This window comes from Methanobrevibacter sp. UBA417 (assembly GCF_002508845.1).
Classification (GTDB): Archaea; Methanobacteriota; Methanobacteria; order Methanobacteriales; family Methanobacteriaceae; genus Methanobrevibacter_A; species Methanobrevibacter_A acididurans.
Genome location: NZ_DAZC01000024.1, coordinates 1 through 18,103 on the forward strand (window position 1 = coordinate 1; position 18,103 = coordinate 18,103).

At 25.8% G+C, this 18,103-nt stretch carries 13 protein-coding genes; 2 read left to right on the plus strand and 11 right to left on the minus strand.

Annotation, left to right across the window (positions count from 1 at the left end; all coding sequences use genetic code 11):
• Positions 1-15: 15 nt before the first annotated feature.
• The 3 genes from BP769_RS03765 to BP769_RS03775 all read right to left on the minus strand — a co-directional run bounded on the left by BP769_RS03765 (position 16) and on the right by BP769_RS03775 (position 7,405).
• On the minus strand, positions 16-2,664 hold the full coding sequence (locus BP769_RS03765; RefSeq protein WP_409199046.1) for a hypothetical protein: 2,649 nt from the start codon (positions 2,662-2,664) through the stop codon (positions 16-18).
• 624 nt (positions 2,665-3,288) lie between these two features.
• Positions 3,289-5,322, minus strand: coding sequence for a hypothetical protein (locus BP769_RS03770; RefSeq protein WP_413828637.1), 2,034 nt, complete (start codon positions 5,320-5,322; stop codon positions 3,289-3,291).
• Positions 5,323-5,506: 184 nt separating this feature from the next.
• Positions 5,507-7,405 (minus strand): histidine kinase dimerization/phosphoacceptor domain -containing protein, encoded by a 1,899-nt coding sequence (locus tag BP769_RS03775; RefSeq protein ID WP_409197521.1) that lies wholly within the window; start codon positions 7,403-7,405, stop codon positions 5,507-5,509.
• A gap of 221 nt (positions 7,406-7,626) precedes the next feature.
• Here BP769_RS03775 and BP769_RS03780 point away from each other — a divergent pair, with 221 nt between their 5' ends.
• Entirely contained in the window at positions 7,627-8,118 is a 492-nt protein-coding gene (locus BP769_RS03780) for a hypothetical protein (protein ID WP_413825600.1), read from the plus strand.
• A gap of 12 nt (positions 8,119-8,130) precedes the next feature.
• Here BP769_RS03780 and BP769_RS03785 read toward each other — a convergent pair whose 3' ends face one another.
• The 8 genes from BP769_RS03785 to BP769_RS03820 all read right to left on the minus strand — a co-directional run bounded on the left by BP769_RS03785 (position 8,131) and on the right by BP769_RS03820 (position 16,281).
• Entirely contained in the window at positions 8,131-9,579 is a 1,449-nt protein-coding gene (locus BP769_RS03785; RefSeq protein WP_413825598.1) for a TrkH family potassium uptake protein, read from the minus strand.
• A gap of 174 nt (positions 9,580-9,753) precedes the next feature.
• Positions 9,754-11,241, minus strand: a complete 1,488-nt coding sequence (locus BP769_RS03790) for a TrkH family potassium uptake protein (protein WP_413825596.1) — start codon at positions 11,239-11,241, stop codon at positions 9,754-9,756.
• Between the two features lie 207 nt (positions 11,242-11,448).
• Entirely contained in the window at positions 11,449-12,258 is an 810-nt protein-coding gene (locus BP769_RS03795; RefSeq protein ID WP_413862151.1) for a DUF368 domain-containing protein, read from the minus strand.
• A gap of 144 nt (positions 12,259-12,402) precedes the next feature.
• The gene (locus BP769_RS03800) at positions 12,403-13,314 is read right to left on the minus strand and encodes an ATP-grasp domain-containing protein (RefSeq protein WP_413825594.1); all 912 of its coding nucleotides are present in this window, start codon (positions 13,312-13,314) and stop codon (positions 12,403-12,405) included.
• A gap of 107 nt (positions 13,315-13,421) precedes the next feature.
• The gene (locus BP769_RS03805; RefSeq protein ID WP_413825592.1) at positions 13,422-14,144 is read right to left on the minus strand and encodes a DUF4013 domain-containing protein; all 723 of its coding nucleotides are present in this window, start codon (positions 14,142-14,144) and stop codon (positions 13,422-13,424) included.
• 229 nt (positions 14,145-14,373) lie between these two features.
• Positions 14,374-14,991, minus strand: coding sequence for a DUF4013 domain-containing protein (locus BP769_RS03810; protein WP_413825604.1), 618 nt, complete (start codon positions 14,989-14,991; stop codon positions 14,374-14,376).
• Positions 14,952-15,215: a hypothetical protein gene (locus tag BP769_RS03815; protein WP_413825590.1), complete on the minus strand. Its 264-nt coding sequence runs from the start codon at positions 15,213-15,215 to the stop codon at positions 14,952-14,954. The genes BP769_RS03810 and BP769_RS03815 overlap by 40 nt, the downstream gene beginning before the upstream one ends.
• A gap of 292 nt (positions 15,216-15,507) precedes the next feature.
• Positions 15,508-16,281 (minus strand): DUF4013 domain-containing protein, encoded by a 774-nt coding sequence (locus BP769_RS03820; protein WP_413825588.1) that lies wholly within the window; start codon positions 16,279-16,281, stop codon positions 15,508-15,510.
• Between the two features lie 217 nt (positions 16,282-16,498).
• On the opposite strand from BP769_RS03820, the gene BP769_RS03825 reads away from it, so the two are divergent.
• A complete protein-coding gene (locus BP769_RS03825) occupies positions 16,499-18,073 on the plus strand; it encodes a hypothetical protein (protein ID WP_413825586.1) in 1,575 nt (524 codons plus the stop codon).
• The last annotated feature ends 30 nt before the right edge of the window (positions 18,074-18,103 follow it).

An 18,103-nucleotide genomic window follows, 5' to 3' on the forward strand; every position in this document is an offset into this window, starting at 1 on the left:
AAATTTTTACTTAATTTAAGCAGTTACAGTTATAGTGTTATATGCTGTAGAAGCTTCATATCTGCTTGTTCCATCATATGAACAGTGTGCTGTGTATTCACCAGCGTATAAGTTGATTTGTAATTGGTATGCTCCATCAGTATCAGTTGTAGCCCAGTAAACTTTACTTGCACCATCACTTAAACGGGTTAATTTTAATGCAACATGTTGACCTATTAATGGTCTATTATTTGCATCTAAAAGTTTACCTGTGAAGTTTTGACCTGCACCATAAGTTTCATTGAACTTATCAGCAGTTAATACTGTTAAAGTTTTATTACTTGCTTCTTTTTGAACAACTATATTATTATTACAAGTACTTGGTAAGAATTTACCAGTCTCACCAGAATAAGAACATTCAGCTGTGTATGATCCGGGTGCTAAATTAATTTCTAATTCTGCAGTACCAGTGCTACTAGTTGTACTAAAGTAAGTTTTACTTGCCCCATCACTTACACGGGTTAATTTAATTGCTATATGTCTTCCTACAATTACTGCACCATTTAAATCTGTTAATTTAACAGTGTAGTTTTGTGGATTACCATAAACAATGTATAAGTTTTCACCAGTTAATACTGTGGTTGTTACTCCAACACCTACTACAACAGTTTTAGTAGTGTTATCATAAATTCCATTTTCAAGATAAGTTACGGTTAAGTTAAAGTTACCTTCTTCATTAGGTAAGGTTACAGTATAATTTGCTTGACCATTAACTACTTTAAGTGTGGTTGTTTGTCCATAGAATTTAACTGTTATTGTTCCATTTAAAGGAGTACCATTACGGTTAGTTACATTAATAGTTGCTGTTATAGTTTCTCCAGTTTCACCATTGATTGTTGGAACATCTATTACAACTTTTTCTTTAGTAACTACTAAGTTTGCAGATCCAGTTGAGGATTCATAAACTTCATTACCTAAATAGGTTGCAGTCATTTGATATTGACCTAATGGTTCTATGATAGTGTATTGAACAGTTCCTACTCCGTTAGATACATTTACTAAAGTATCCTGATCGTAGATATGGATTTTAACTGTTCCGTTTTTAACATCATAACCAGATTCATCTACTACATAAACATTTAAGGTTACAGTATCTCCAAGTGATCCTTGAACATCATCTATTTTGATTATTGTTGGTAATCCTTTAATATTTAATTTTCCAGCAGTAGTTGTAACTCCATAAGTATTTTTGTATCCATTATAAGTTACATAGAATGTGTATTCTCCACTTGCAGTTAATGTTATTGGAATTGAATAAGTTCCATTGGTTACATTTACTGTACTAATGTTTACTCCATTAATTGATAATGTTACATTTCCTAAACTTATAGGGTTACCTTGATTATCAGTTAATGTTCCAGTTACATGAGTACTTGTTAACACATCACCTGTAACATTGTTTACATTTAAAACTACACCAGTACCATTAATTGTTTCAGTGATAGTTTGTGAACCTATGGTTGCACTTACATTACTGTTTTCATTAGATTTGTAGTATGTTGCAGTGTATGTTCCATTTTCAAGTGTTGCACTTGTTGGACTTATACTTCCAGTTGTTGCAGAAAATGTTACTGTATTAAATGGGATGTAATATTCTAAATTCTTTTTATCTGAACCAGTTGTAGTGTATTTGTTAAGGTTTGCTGTAACACTTACAGTATTACCATTATCAGTGGTGGTCATATCCATTATTACCCAAGTTGATGGTTTAAAGTTTATATCTCCATCTTTTTGAGGGTTTGTATTATTTCCCCACCAATTGTAATCTGCACTACAGGTTCCACCATTATTATAAACACTTTTACCTTCAGGTGCATTATTTCCATAAAATGCACAGTAAGATGCACTAAATTGTGAAATAGCATTATTATAAACAGCTCCACCATATACGGTTGCAGTATTATATGCAAAAGTAGAGTTTATTACATCAGTAAAATTTGAAGATCCAATAGTTGCAATAGCTCCACCATATTGTGCAGTGTTGTTGAAGAATAAAGTATTGTTTATACGTGAGGTACCATTAACATTATATTTGTAGATAGCTCCTCCACTTCCAGTTGCAACATTGTTCATAAATATAGTGTTTTCACCTTTATTATAATAAGTGTAAAGGTGTCCTTGTGTAGAGTATATTGCTCCCCCATTATATGCTGTATTATTAATGAAGTTGGATCCATAAGACCATGTTAAGAATTTATTATAAATTGCTCCACCAAAACCATTTTTAGCATTCAAATTACTGTTAACACTATTATTTATTAAATCAGTGTGTCTTACACTTAATCCACCACGTTCTACATAAGCTGCTCCACCCTTTTGACTTGCATAGTTATTGCTTAATGTACTGTTTTCAATGATGAATTTACTGCTTTCATCTTTGCTTGTGTATTTACCATTTATTGCTATTGCTCCACCTGCAATGGTAGCATAATTATTTGTTAGGGTACAATTGTAAATATTAACATTAACATAATTGTTTTCGTCATTTATATAAATTGCTGATCCATAATCTGCTCTTGCATGTGTGAAGATTAAACCGGAAAATGTAACATTGGAGTTTCCTGTAACGGTGAATAAACGGTTGCTGTTACTTCCATCGATTATTGTATTTAAAGTTTTATCCATGGATGTAATTGTTAAATCTTTATTAATTGTAATACCAGTATTTCCTGTACCAGAATAAGTTCCATCATATAAGTATATTGTACTTCCACCTGTTGCAGAACTAACTGCTTTGTTGATAGTTTGGTATGGATTAGATGATGATCCAGTTCCATCAGTGTCACTACCTGTTGTACTTACATATATAGAATTTGCATTTTCTGCAGTTAATGTTTCTTGATTTTGTATTGTTTCAAGATTTGAGTTACCTAATGTAGTATTAGATGAGTAAACTGCATTAACTGATGCGTCATCTAGTGTAATACTAGTACTATCCGCATTAGTAGTGTTAGTATTATCTGCTGCAAATGCTGTATCTACAGATATGCATATTGCAAATGCAAGTAATGCTATTAAAACTAATGAGTATAGTTTTTTAGACTTAATACTTTAACCTCCTTATATTTAAAGTCATAAAAAATTTTGATATTTTATAAATTTAAGAAAAAACAATGTTTTCCTCATAAATTTTTAAAAAATATACATTATTAATTTAAGTCTATAATTGTATAAAAATTTTCTTATAATAATAAAATTAGAATAAATTATATTACTTAATATTTAAAAAAAATAAAAAAATAAAAAAAATTAATTTACAATAATATTTGCATTAGAATAACTAGATAAATATAAATCATTACCAGAATAAGAAGCCTTTGCAGTGTAATTACCTTTATATAAGTTTATTTCTAATTGATATTCACCATTAGTATCAGTAGTTACCCAATAAATTTTACTTAAACCATTAATAGGATTAGTTAAATTTAAAGCAATATGTTGACCAATCACAGGATTACCCAATTCATCAGTTAATCTACCAGTAAAATTACATCCTGCATTATAAGGATGATTAAATTCATTAGCACTTAAAATAGTACCAGTCTTATTATCCAAATTGCTCTTAACAATTATTGTATTATTAGTTTTACTAGAATTAAAATTACTTATACCATCAAAATAAGCATTAACTAAATATTCACCTGGTGCTAAGTTTATTTCCAAACTTTCAAATCCTAAAGTATCACTACTAACCCAATAAATTTTACTTAAACCATTAATAGGATTACTTAAATTTAAAGCAATATGTTGACCAATCACAGGATTACCTAATTCATCAGTTAATCGTATTGTATAATTTTTTGGAGTTCCATAAATTATTGTTAAATCTTCACCTTTTAAATTAGTATTCACTACTGTATTATTTGTAACTTTTAATGTAGAGTTAAAGATTATTGAGTTAAAATCACTTGTATTGCTTCCTGAATATATTCCACTTAATATGAATTCCCCATAAGATTTTGGAGTGTAATTTATACTTGCAATACCTTCTGTAACATTACAATAATCAATTAGCGTATTGTTTAATGTGAATGTGATTACTCCATTAGTTATTGGATTAAAATTATCATCAGTTAAATTAGCAGTTAATTTAATAGTTTTATTAATATCAATACTATTTGGTAAAGCTTCAAATCGTATAATACTTGTTCTAATATTTCCTAAATTATAAATATAATTTCCTAAGTCACTAGCTGTACAACCATTCATTGTATTATTATTTAGGGTTAAATCTGCAAGGTTATAGATTGCTCCACCATATCTTGCTTGAGAATTTGTTATTGTACAATTTGTTAATGTTAATTTTTGTACTTCATTATTAAAGATTGCTCCACCATTTTTAGCTGCATAAGAATTGGTTATTATTGTATTTGTTATATTACATGATCCAATATTATCTCCATAAATATCATTACATATTGCTCCTGCATCACTATTTGATGAGCGACTACCATTTATCACACTATTTTTTAGGTTTAAACTTCCTACATTATGTATTGTTCCACCTACGAATTTTGCACTGTTATCTTTAAATGTACAATTATTTATTTGCATAGGGAAATAAAAATTATAGATTGCTCCCCCAGTGGAGTCGGCATAATTATTCATAAATAAAGTATTAGTTATTGTGGCTTTACCCCAATTTTTTAATCCTCCACCTAATTCTTTTGCAGTGTTATTTATTATTTGTGAATTAGTTAAAGTTAAAGTTCCAAAATTGTACATAAATCCTCCACGACTAGCTTTATTATTTATGAAACTACAATTATCTATAATTGCAATTCCTCGTGAATTAACTTTTATCGCTCCACCTTCATCACTATACCCATTAGTAAGGGTTAAACCTTTCAGTGTTAAAATTCCCCCTTCATTTATTGTAATTATACTATCAGTGGTTCCTGCCCCATTTATTATTGTTGGAAGATTAGGGTTTGTTGTAGTAATTGTTAAAGTAGTATTTATTTTTATATAAGTATTATTCAATCCACTGTATTCCCCATTATTAAGGATTATTGTGCTTCCACTTGTAGATTTATTAATTGCATAATTTATGGATTGATAAGGATTGTCTTGTTTCCCATTTCCATTTGTATCACTTCCATTTAATGATACATATATATTATTTGATTCTTCATTTAACTCAGTATTAGCTAGAATATCAGAATTTGTATTATTAATTGTTACATTATTAATATTAAGGTTATCTGAAGCTGATACTGAAGTTAATGATAAAAATATTAGTAGTATTAACGTTAAAATTAGTATTGGTTTTTTAGTTTTCATTATCGTATTACCCTATAATTCTTTATTTATTATAAAAAAGTTCAACCGATAAGAATATTCATATCGATATATTTTAAAATATACTTATTTATAGTATTTAAAAATTATTAAAAAAAAATAGTTTAAAGAATTTAAAAAAATAAAAAGAAAAAATAGTAATAAAATATAAAAAATTAGAAATTAATTACACTTTACTGTTTTCAAATCTATCAAATTCAATTTGGAAAGCTGCTCCTCTTTGATTTAACTGTTTAACTGTACCTTCTAATTGATCTATAAGACTATCAATTATAGTAAATCCTAAACTATTTGCAGTTTCAATTGAGAAACCATCAGGTAAACCTTTACCATCATCTGCAACGATTAATGTCATGTGTTCCCCTTCTGATTTAAGTGATACCATGAAACTTCCTTTTTCTCCTTCTTCCCATCCATGTTCAATACTGTTTAATAAGAATTCACTTATAAGTAATCCAACAGGAACTGTTTCTTCCATAGTGAATTCTAAGGATTCAACATCAATAATTGGTCTTATATTACCAGCTCTGTGACTTGAAAGTAAACTTGTTACTTCAGATTCCACATAATGTTCCATGTTTACATGAACTAAATCTGATGAATGATACATACTTTCGTTAATTAACACCATACTGTTAATTCTATCACGAGTAGAACCTACAACTTTATCAGGATCATTAGGATTGAATCGCATATCTAAACTTAAGAAGCTTAAAATAATTTGTAAATTATTTTTAAATCTTTGATATAATCCTCGAAGAATAACATTTTTATCTTCTAAACTTATTTCTAAATTATTATAACTTTGTTGTAATTGTACTACTTCAGATATATCTTGTATGAAACCTGTGGAGTAAGGTACTCCAGTTTTTTCTGGTCCATAACAATGAACACTTAAACTAATATTTTTTATCCCAACTTTAGTTTGTATTGAAAGTTGAGTTGTAAAACTAGATTTATCTTTTATTGCTTGATCAATAAGTCTTCTTACTCTTAATTGTTCTTCCATATCACCATAAAGTTGTGATAGTAATATATCTGTTCCTAATTCTAAGTTTTCTGGTTCCTCTTCCAATATAGAGTAAATTTCATCTGTCCATCTGAAACCATTTATTGGATCCCAATGCATTACTGAAATTAAACCATCATTTGCTACAACTTCTAAGTCCTTTTTTAATTGGAAAGCTTCTTCTTCTGCAAGTTTTCTTTTTGTTATATCTTCACATACAACTTGTACAGCTGGTTTGTTTTTATAATTTACAGGTATCCCTTGTACATTTAACCATTTTGCTGTTCCGTTTGCAAAATATTTTTTAATTGTCCACACATGACTGTACACATCTCTGTCCTGAATTTGTATAAAAGTTTGTAAAGCTTCTGTGGATTTTTCTCCTTCAAATTCGAATTTATCACTTGTGAAGAATGTTTCTACATTTAATTTATTAATTTGTGTTTCTTGATCTTGAAAATTATTTATTAAATCTAAGAATTTTGTATTGGTTCTTACGAATTTTCCTTGATAGATTATTGCCATTGGTGATGGTGCTGTTTCAAATAAATCATGTTCTTCCTGTTGAAACACTAAATCGAATTCTGTTTCTCTTTTTGTTAAAAGTAATATCATATTATTGTATGGTACTATAATTTGAGTGTAAGATTCTATTACTTCTTTTTTAAAGAATTCTAATAAACGGCAATGATAGAATGTTCCTGCCTTTAGCACTTCTCGAAATATTTGAGGATATGCAAGTTCTCCTAGTTTTGGTAATACTCTTGTGAATAATCTTCCTTCTAAAGATAATGGATCGTCTAATCCACCATATTTTTGAAGTAAATCTGCTAATGTATCTGGTTTTGTTATTATAAAGTCTTCTCCATCATGCCATGGTAAAAGTATGTCTACTTTGTATTCCATACTATTTATCAAATTTCTTGTTTGTGAATCTACATTTATGTTTTGGTAATCGTTTTTTATATATTCTGATGGATTATAAAAATTTTCTTGATTGAATATTGCATGATTTATTTCGTTTGCGTCTTGGTCTACTAATGTTAATTTTACCATCAAATCACTCTTTTGAAAAAATAAGGATTAAAAATAATTGTTAAAAAATTTACTTTTCTTTTTATTTATTATACTATACTATTTTAAGTTTTTAATATATAAATTTATAATTTTAGTAAGGGTTTTAGTTTTTTTAGGGATTAATTATAAAAGGTTTGTTTTATTATAAATCTTATTATAGATATATTTTGTATTATTTTATAATATGGGGAAGTTTTTTTATGAAAGATTTTGAAAGTAAGATTAGTAGCATTAGAAAGGATTTAAAACCAGAATTGTTAGATAAGGTTGAAGCTAGTGATAATAGAGTTTTGATTTTTAAGAAAGTTGATTTTAAAGATGAAGACTTTGATTATTATTATCCAATAAACAATAATGCTTACAGTTACCTAAGATTAAAGTATGAAGAATATAAGAAAAATGAACTTTATACTATTGAATATTCAATATTTGATAATGATGAGAAAGCTAATCTAATTTATCAACTAAACCTTATAGGTGTAATGTTAGATAAAATAAAACTTAAGAAAAAAGGTGTAATAAAAGTAGATGAAAAAATTGCAATATACTTTAACACAGCAAATGAACCAACACCAATAAATGAAAAATCTGAAGAAATACAAGATCAACTAACCAACCTTGTAACAAGATTACCAGAAGTAACATTTAATGTATGGAAAAAATTAGATACTGGAATAGAGAAATATTTATAAAAGAAATTATATTTACTTATTTTCCAATTTCTTAATTTCAACTTTCTCTTCTTTCTCAACAGTTCTACCTACTTTTTTAAATTTTCTTAAAATACTATAAATCACAATAAGAACAGGCCAGATTTCTAAACGACCAATCCAAAAATCAATAATATAAACAATCTTAGTAATACTTGGAGATTGATAAGTCATTAAACCATCACTTAAACCTACATTACCCATAGCTGAAGCAATCTCAAAGAGCACACCTGAAAAATCATTATAATAAATTAAAACAATCATTGTACTGAGAACAAAAACTATTAAATAAATTAATATAAACATTAATGTATTTTTCATTATTTTGTCTGTTATAACATGCTTTTTTAAATGATAATATTTCGCATGTACAATAGCTTTACTAGGTTTTAATAAATGAAGAATTTGAATTTTAATACTTTTTACCATAACTCCTATTCTGTACCATTTAATACCTCCTCCAGTAGATCCAGTACCTGCACCTATAATCATAATAATAGTTAAAACTAATGTACCTATTGCATAGTAACCTTGATGTAATTGTGCAGGAAAACTAGTTTGCAAACCAGTAGTTGTAATAGCAGATACTACCTGGAAAAGTGCAAAACGGAAATTTTCAAAAATACTAGCACCATAAACATGATTATTTAATAAAAGAATTGTTAAAAATAGTGTAGAAACTATTAAAACAGTTAAAAAAACTTTAGTTTCAATATCTTTAAAATACTCTTTAATATGACCCTTAAATACCATAAAATGTAAATTAAAGTTAGTAGCACCTAAAATCATTAGAACCATAGCTACTACTTCAATTCTAAAACTATCATATTGGAAAATACTATTATTACTAGTAGCAAATCCACCACCAGATAAAGCAGTAAAAGTATAGAATACACTATCAAAAACGGGCATTCCTGCTATAATAAAACATATAATACCAACTGCTGTAAAACATAAATAAAAAACTAACATTAATTTTGTAGTATGTCGAATACTAGGGAAAATACGTTCATTTCTCCCCTCAGCTTGATATAAAGGAGTAACATCATTTCCAGCAACTTGCATTAAACTTAAAACCATAAAAATTATTCCTAAGCCACCAAACCATTGTGTGAAACCTCTCCAAAAATTAATAGTGTAAGGTATTGCACCAGTATCTGGAAACATACTATACCCAGTAGTTGTTAAACCACTCATAGCTTCAAAATAAGCATTAAGAAAACTTAACTCTCCACTTATAAAATAAGGAAATGCCGCAATAAGTGCAAAATATAACCAAAGAAAAACAGCAAGATACATACTTAATTTTAAAGTCATTTCACTTTTTCTTTTACAAAAATGAATAAGAATTAATGAAACAAAAATAGTAGAAACACCTACAATAAAGAAAGGAAAAACAAATTCATATTCTTTGTAAATAAATGCTACAAAAATAGGGAGCAAAATAACTAATCCTACTACTAGACCAGCATCACCAAAGTAATGAAGAAGAGTTTCAAAATTATTTGTAAATTTACGGCTTCTAATAAAAATTTTAACACAAACCCCTATATATAAACAATTACTAGTATATTATTTTTATCATTAATAAAACTTTAAAAAAAATTAAAGAATAATTTAAATTGTTTTATGTAATTTTCTTGCAATATTATAAAATACAATAACTACAGGCCAAATTTCTAAACGTCCAGCCCAAAAGTCAAAAGTATAAACTAATTTAACAACTAATGGTGAAGTAGGACCAACTAATCCATCACCTAAACCCACATTACCCATAGCAGATGCAATTTCGAATAAAACACCAGATAAATCGTTACAATACAATAAAACAATTAAAACACTAATAATATAAATGATTAAGTAAAGAGAAATGAAAGTTAAAGTATACTTCATCATCTTATCATCAATCCTATAATCCTTGATATGATGGTACTTATTAACTACTACTGCATTAGAAGGTTCAAGTAAACTTTTAATATGGTTTTGAATAGAATGATACATTATTCCAACTCTTTCAAGTTTAATACCCCCACCAGTAGATCCAGTACCTGCACCTATAATCATTATAATAACAAGAATGAACACTCCTAAATTAGTGTAACCACCATGTAATTCTGGAGCAAAACTTGTTTGTAAACCAGTAGTTGTAATAGCAGATATTACTTGGAAAAGTGCAAAACGGAAATTATGGAAAATATTAGATCCATACACATTATGATAAGTTAAAAGTAATCCTATAACAAGAATACTCACTACTGAAACTACTAAAAAGATTTTTGTTTCAATATCTTTAAAATATTCTCTCCATTTACCTTTTAAAACTACATAATGAAGGTTGAAATTTGTCCCACCTAAAATCATTAAAACAATAGCAACTAATTCTATAAGAAAACTATTATATTGATAAATACTAGAAGAAGATAAAGCAAATCCCCCAGTTGATATTGCAGAGAAAGAGTAAAAGATACTGTCAAATACCGGCATTCCAGCAATAATAAATAATATAATACCCACAACAGTTATTCCAGTGTAAATTAAAAGCATTGATTTAGTTGTATGTTTTATACTTGGAAATATACGTTCATCTCGTCCTTCAGCATTGTATAATGGTTTAACATCATTTCCAACAATTTGCATGATACTTAAAACCATAAAAACTATTCCTAAACCACCAATCCATTGTGTGAAACCTCTCCAAAAGTTAATACAATGAGGTATCATTTGAGTCGGTGAAAACATTGTAAAACCAGTTGTAGTAAAACCACTCATAGCTTCAAAGAAAGCATTCACAAAAGTTAATTCACCAGAAAGAACATAAGGTAATGCTCCTAAAAAAGAAATATACAACCATATGAACATTACAAAGAACATACTTAACTTAATTGACATTTTATTTCGTTTTTTAAATCCAAATTTAAGGATTAAAGAAAGAACAATACTAAAAATACCAACATATAAAAATGGAGTTATATAAGCTTCTTCCCCATAAATTAATGCTACAATAATTGGGATAAATAATGAAATTCCAATAAATATTCCCACTTCCCCAAAGTAATGGAGAATAGTTTCTAAATCTATTAAATATTTTCGTTTTATAAATGCCATATAAGTACAACCTCCTCACACTAATTAAAAAAAATTAATATTTTAATATTATACTTTTTAATATATTAACTTATTGAAAAAAAGACAAAAAATCAGTAAAATTATTAAAAAATTTAATGCAAAAAGAGACAATTATAAGCTTTTATTTAAAAAATAGGGAAAAATATAGAAAAAATTTGAAAAAAAATTGTTTAAATTGGAATAAAATTAAACCATTTTAAACTTCTTTTCAAGAACATAAATAACAAAAAATCCAATAATTACTAAAGCAACAATAGCAATTATATTAGTTCCAGCCATACTAGATGCCATCTTAACATAAGGTAAACGAATAGTACCTAACATAATACCAATAAGAGCACTAATAGTAGCTGCTTTATAATGTTCTAATAACCATTTAATAACACGAGTAAAACCAAGAAGACCAATAACAGCACCTAAAACGAATGTTATAATGTCCGCTATTTTTAAATTAGCTAAACAAGTAAGCATGTATTGATATTGACCTAAAACTAAAAGAACAAATGATCCACTAATACCTGGTAAAATCATAGCACAAATAGCTATAAGTGCAGATATAAAAATTATTGGTATAGAATGATTAGCTGCAATAGGATTTAAACCAACAAAAATGAAAGTTAAAACTGTAAATATTGCAACAATAATTAAACTTTTAATATTAAGTTCTTCAAGTTCAGTGTATAAAATATAAGCTGATGCTATAATTAACCCTAAAAAGAAAGCAAAAGTATAAGCAGTATACACATCTAAACAAAAATTAATAACCTTTGCCAAAGACAGGAAAGCTATAGCTATCCCTAAAAGTAATGGTATGAAAAATTCAAAATCAATATCCTCTAATAATTTAGTTTTAAAGGAATGAAAATCACCATGGAGTAATGGTTTTAACCATATGAATTTAATATTACTAATAGCCCCAATTAAATGTTCATAAATTCCTGTTATTAAAGCTATTGTCCCTCCACTCACTCCTGGAACAATATCTGCTGAACCCATGCATAATCCACGGATAAAAATATAAAATGCGTTTTTTAATTTACTATTCATCAAAATAACCTCTATAAATATAATTTTTATAATAAATAAAATAATAATTACACTTTATTAAAACAAATATAAATAATTATATGTTTCACAATATCAAAAATAATTAAGTAAATAATAAATTTTATCTAAAAAACTATTATCTCCTTCATCATACTTTTTTAGTATATAAGAAAAACCTGGAAAAGTATTTACTTCACATAAATAAAATGTATCTGATTCCCCAAAAAGAAAGTCTATTCCACAGTAATCTAAACCTAAAATTTTAGAAATTTTAATAGCAAAGTTTATTAAGTCTTTAGATGGATTGTAATCCTTGAATCCTCCACCTTGATGTTTATTAGATCTAAAATCATTTGGATTATATCGTTCAAAACTATAAAAGAATTTATTATTTAATATTACTATCCTAACATCTCGACAAGTGCTTGTCATTATAGCTTCTTGAGCAATATAAGATTCCTCTTTTAAACTAATCTTTTTTAGTTCATGTTTTAAATCAATTTCATTACGGATTAAACTTATTCCTTCTCCACCATACCCATTATTTAATTTTATTACAAGTGGTAAACCTAATTCCTGTATAATATTTTTAGAATCTTCTAAATTTTTAATTTCCATAGTTTTTGGAACCTTAATATTATACAAATGATTCTTGATTTTTACTAATGTTAAAAATTTATTTCTAGCTAGATTCACATTATCTATAAGGTTTATAACTTTAACATTTAAGTATTCAAAACATTTTTTAATATTATAATAATCATGATTTTCTGGTTCTGGAACAATTATACTTAAAACAAAATCCGGATTAGCTGATATTTTATTGTTAATAGTAAATTTAAGATTATCTTGATTTAAATTGAATTTAATGTTTTTATAATTAACTAAATCTGTTTCTATATTGTTTTTCTTAAAAATTTTTAAAAGTAATTTAATTCCTTTTGGAGTTTTTCCTGTTTTAATATATTCCTCTAAATTATCTTCTATTAATATTAAGCCTTTCAACAAAAAACACTCCTTTAATTTTTATAATTCATTATTTTTTGATTGTTTATACATTATCCCAATTTCACGATATTTAAATAGTAAATAATAAGGAGCTAATATGAAACTTACAATATATACCCCAACAATGGAATTAAACTTACTATTACAGTAAATATTGTATATATTATTATGAAAATAACAAAGATTACATACCAATGAATATATTTGAACCAACCTATTGATCCTATTTTTTTAAATATTTTTTTAACTTTTAAACCTTCTCTTAAACTATTTGTTTCTGCAAGCCTACCTATTGCAATAAATCCTGCAATATCAAAAATAATTATTAAAATCAATGCAAATACAGCTAAAAATAAATTATGGAATACCAAATCTTTAAAAACATAAAGAGCATTTGCTGAACCTTTTAAAGTATAAGATTGTTTTATTATAATTAATATTAACTCAGGAATTTTATGTAATATATCTATATTATATTTTAAGAAAAATGATAATATAACAGTCAAAAATATTGGTATTATAAAATATATTAATCTAAGAATTGACGCTTTTATCCCAGGAATTATATTTTTTTTAAAATAAAAAATAGGCATTTCATCATGATTTTTTATTGTGCTTTTAATCACATTTAATAAATAACCAAATATTATTATGTTAAAAATAAAATTAATTGTACTTATAATAGTTGATGAATTTATATTTAATATTGAAATTAGTATAAAATCTACGATTTGAGTTAAGGATAATATTACTGCAATAACTATGAAGTCCTTTTTATCTTTGATTGGATAGTTTAATGATTGTTTAAGTAAGCTTAATGAACCCATATATACTCAATTCCTTTTATATTAAAATATTTTAGTATAATATTATTATTTTAATCATCATATATATTTAAATATATTTTTTTATTAGAATTAGTATGTTAATAATATATTAAAGTAAATAGAATATTTTTCCAAAATAAAAAAAATTATTATTTAAAAAAAAATAGGTAATGAGTATAAAAATAAAATAAATAGTATTTATTCCTAATACTCAAAAAAAAATTATATTTTAATTTGATTCTGTTTCTGTATAAATCATTCCAACATAATGGAAACCAGCCATAAATATGTAAGATATTATGAATAACATATCAAAGTATACGCCGATTTCAAATGGTAAAATTTCTGCTATAATAGTGGCTAAAATGAGTAATGCAAATGCTATAATAATTAAACTTATATACCATGCTAACATTTTACCCCAACCAATTTTACCAATTTTTTCAAATATTAATTTATGATTAAAACCATGTTTAAATCCATGAGTATCACTTATAATATGACCTATAACAGAAAACATTACAAATAAGAAAATTACAACTATTGCAACTATTGATGTTACTATTAAACCAAATATAAGGCTATTAATAACATCCACTGGTACTACTGTAGATAATTGACTAATTTTAAAAGCATCACTTAAACCTTGATTAGCAATTACTGTACTTAAATATTTATGAGTTTTTAATGCTGTAGTTACAATTCCAATATTTTTACCGAGATTTGTTAAAAAGGCTACAAAATAGATAATTACTACTGGGATTAATAAGTATAAAATATAGAATACTTTAGATCTTAAACCTTCAACTAGACTTTTCTTCCAATTAAAATCAGGAGCCCTTCTAATTCGTGAATTGCATGGTGAATTACATTTACTTCATAACCAGCTACAAAAACTGCTATTATTAATGAAATAAATTTTATAATCCCTGCAACTTCTGGACTTACTAAAGTTTCTGCAATAGCATTGAATAATTCTATAATACAAAATATAATTCCAAGTAACAACCATTCTTTTTTATTTTCAAAAGGATATTTTAAGGATATTTTAACCATTTGAGTTAAATTCAACTCGAAAACACTTCCTTAATTTTTTAAGTTTTTTATTTAATACATTTTTATAAAAAAAATTAATTAATTATTATAAAATAATAATTATAATTAAATTTTTCTTGTTTAAAGTATTTAAATTTTTTTCATAAAAATAGAGAGTGTCATTGAATTTTCTAGTTAAAAATTGAACATAAAATTATTATTTAAACTATTATAAAATTTTGTTCAGAAAAAGTAGAATTATTAAAAAAATAATTAAAAGTTTTAAAAGAAAAAAATAAAAATAATGGTTTGGATTTAAAAATATTTATTATTCATTATAAATATTCCCTAATGAACGATAAGTAAATAACATTATAAATGAACTTACAATTAATGCATTTATAAATGTACCGACATAAGGAATCATATCTATTAAACCACTAATTAAACTTAAAACCATTAAAATTATAACAAAAAGTATGAACCATCCTACATATTTCATCCAGCCAATAGAACTTATTTTATGGAATACTTCAACAAAGGATAATCCTTCTTTTAAACTATCAAATTCAGCCATACGAGCCATACCAATATAAGCTAATAATATAAATATAAGATATAAGATAACTGCAATTATAACAGTAATTATAACCCCATAAGTTAAACTTGTAGATAAACTTGCTGGTATAGAAGCACTTGAAGCTGTAGCATTATTAGCAAAAATATTAACTACTTTAATGAAATTTGAGAAAACACCAGTACCCCAAGCAACAAGAATAGTAATTATAGTTGGTATAATTAAATATACAAAATCTAAAACTGCAACTTTAACTCCATCTACAATATTCTTAACAATATCAAATTGTGGAAGATCTTCACCATTAATAGTAGCTTTAATAATACTAATAGAATATCCAAAAAGGATTAAACCAAGAACAATATCAACTATAGTATTAATAGTAGACATTACACTACTAGGATAACTAGTATTTAAAAAACTAAATATTCCAATAATTAAGAATAATACACCAACAATTAGCCATTTTTCATAATTTTGAATAGGAAAGTTTAATGATTCTTTCAAATTATCAGTTATTTCCATGAATTTTTCACCTCACATATATTATATAAGATTATTTTATTAATTAATAATATTTAATTTTTTAGAAATAAATTAAAAAAAATTAAACTTTAATATATTTTTTTATTCAAAAATAAAACAAAAATAGAAATATTAACTAAACTAAAGGAATTATAGAAACTTATAATATAAATAAGAAATATATAATTAACTTAAAAAATGTGAGGTGAAAAGTAATATGGGATTATTCAATTTCTTAAAAAAAGATAAAAAAGAAGACCAAGACAAAGAAAACCAAAATATAGTAGAAGAGGAAAACCAACAACAGGCTCAAGAAGATTTAACACAACAAGAACATGAAAAAAGAGGGAATAATATCCTAAAAGACCTTGCAAAAACAAGTAATAATAGACATGTACGATTAGCCGCAGTAAGTCAAATTAGAGACCAAAAAGATTTAGCTGAAGTAGGTAAACACTTTAAAGATAAATATGTGCGATTATTCGCAATTAATCGTATAGAAAAACCTTCAATTATCCATGATGTAGCAGAAAATGCTGAATACACTGATTCAAGAATGGTTGCTTGGAAACTATTAGGTGATGAAAAAAGAGCTTTTGCTGAAGTTGCAAAAAATGACAAAAATAAACAAGCAAGACAAAAATCATTAGAAGAAATTGATGATGAAGAAATTTTAACAGATATTGCAATTAATGCTAAAGATAAAAAAATCCAAACAGAAGCTTTAAACAAGATTAAAAAGGAAAAAAATTATAAAAAAATAGCACTAAATTCAAGCAATAAAAACATTGTAGTTAAAGCCTTACAAAAAATGGAAAAAAATGATAAAGACTTATTTGAAGAAATCATTAAAAACAATCCAGATAAAGATGTTAAAATGGAAGTAATTAACCATATTACTGATGTTGATCTTTTAAGAGGTATTGCGAAAAATGAGAAAAATGAAAAAGTAAGAGCTTATGCAATGAACAAAATTCCTAAAGAAAATCAAGAATTAATAAAAGAAATAGCATTAAACACTGAAAATAAGGAAGTCCAATTAGTAGCTATAGAGAAATTAAATGATGAAGAAACATTACGTAAAATTTTAAATGAAAGTAAAGATCATTCCATACTAATTGAAGCAATGAAAAAGATTACAAAGCCAGAAATTTTAGAAGATTTAGCTAAAAATAATAAGGATAAATTTGTTAGAATTGATGCAATAAAAAAAATAGGTAATCAAAAACTTTTAAAAGACATCATTGATAAGGAAGATGATGAATATACTTGTAAAATTGCTATAGAAAATCCTAAGTTTACTGATGAGAAATATTTAGAAGAAATTGCAGAAAATAATCAGAACAGTAAGATTAGAAAAGTTGCATTAAATAAAATAAAATCTGAGAATGTTTTAAAAGAAATAAGTGTTAATAGTAGTTTTGAAGATACTAGACATGAATCTTTTAATAAACTTAAAAAAGAGAAATCATTTATTGAATTAAGTGAAAACCCTGGATATAATGAAATACGTATACATGCAACTCAAAAAATAAGAAATATGGATACTTTAGAAAAATTAGCCTTGAATTCCCATTATAAAGATACACGTGTAGAAGCTACTAATAAACTTAAAAAGGATTCAATTATTAAAAAAATTGCTGTCTCTGATAATGATTGGGAAGTACGATATGCTGCTGTTAAAAAAATTAATAGTGTTCCTGAATTAAAAAAATTAATTAATAAAGAAAGTAATGAGTATGTTTTAAGATATATTAATGATAAAATTTCTAGGATAACTGGTAAGAAATAATATCATTAAAAATTTCATACTACTTTTTTT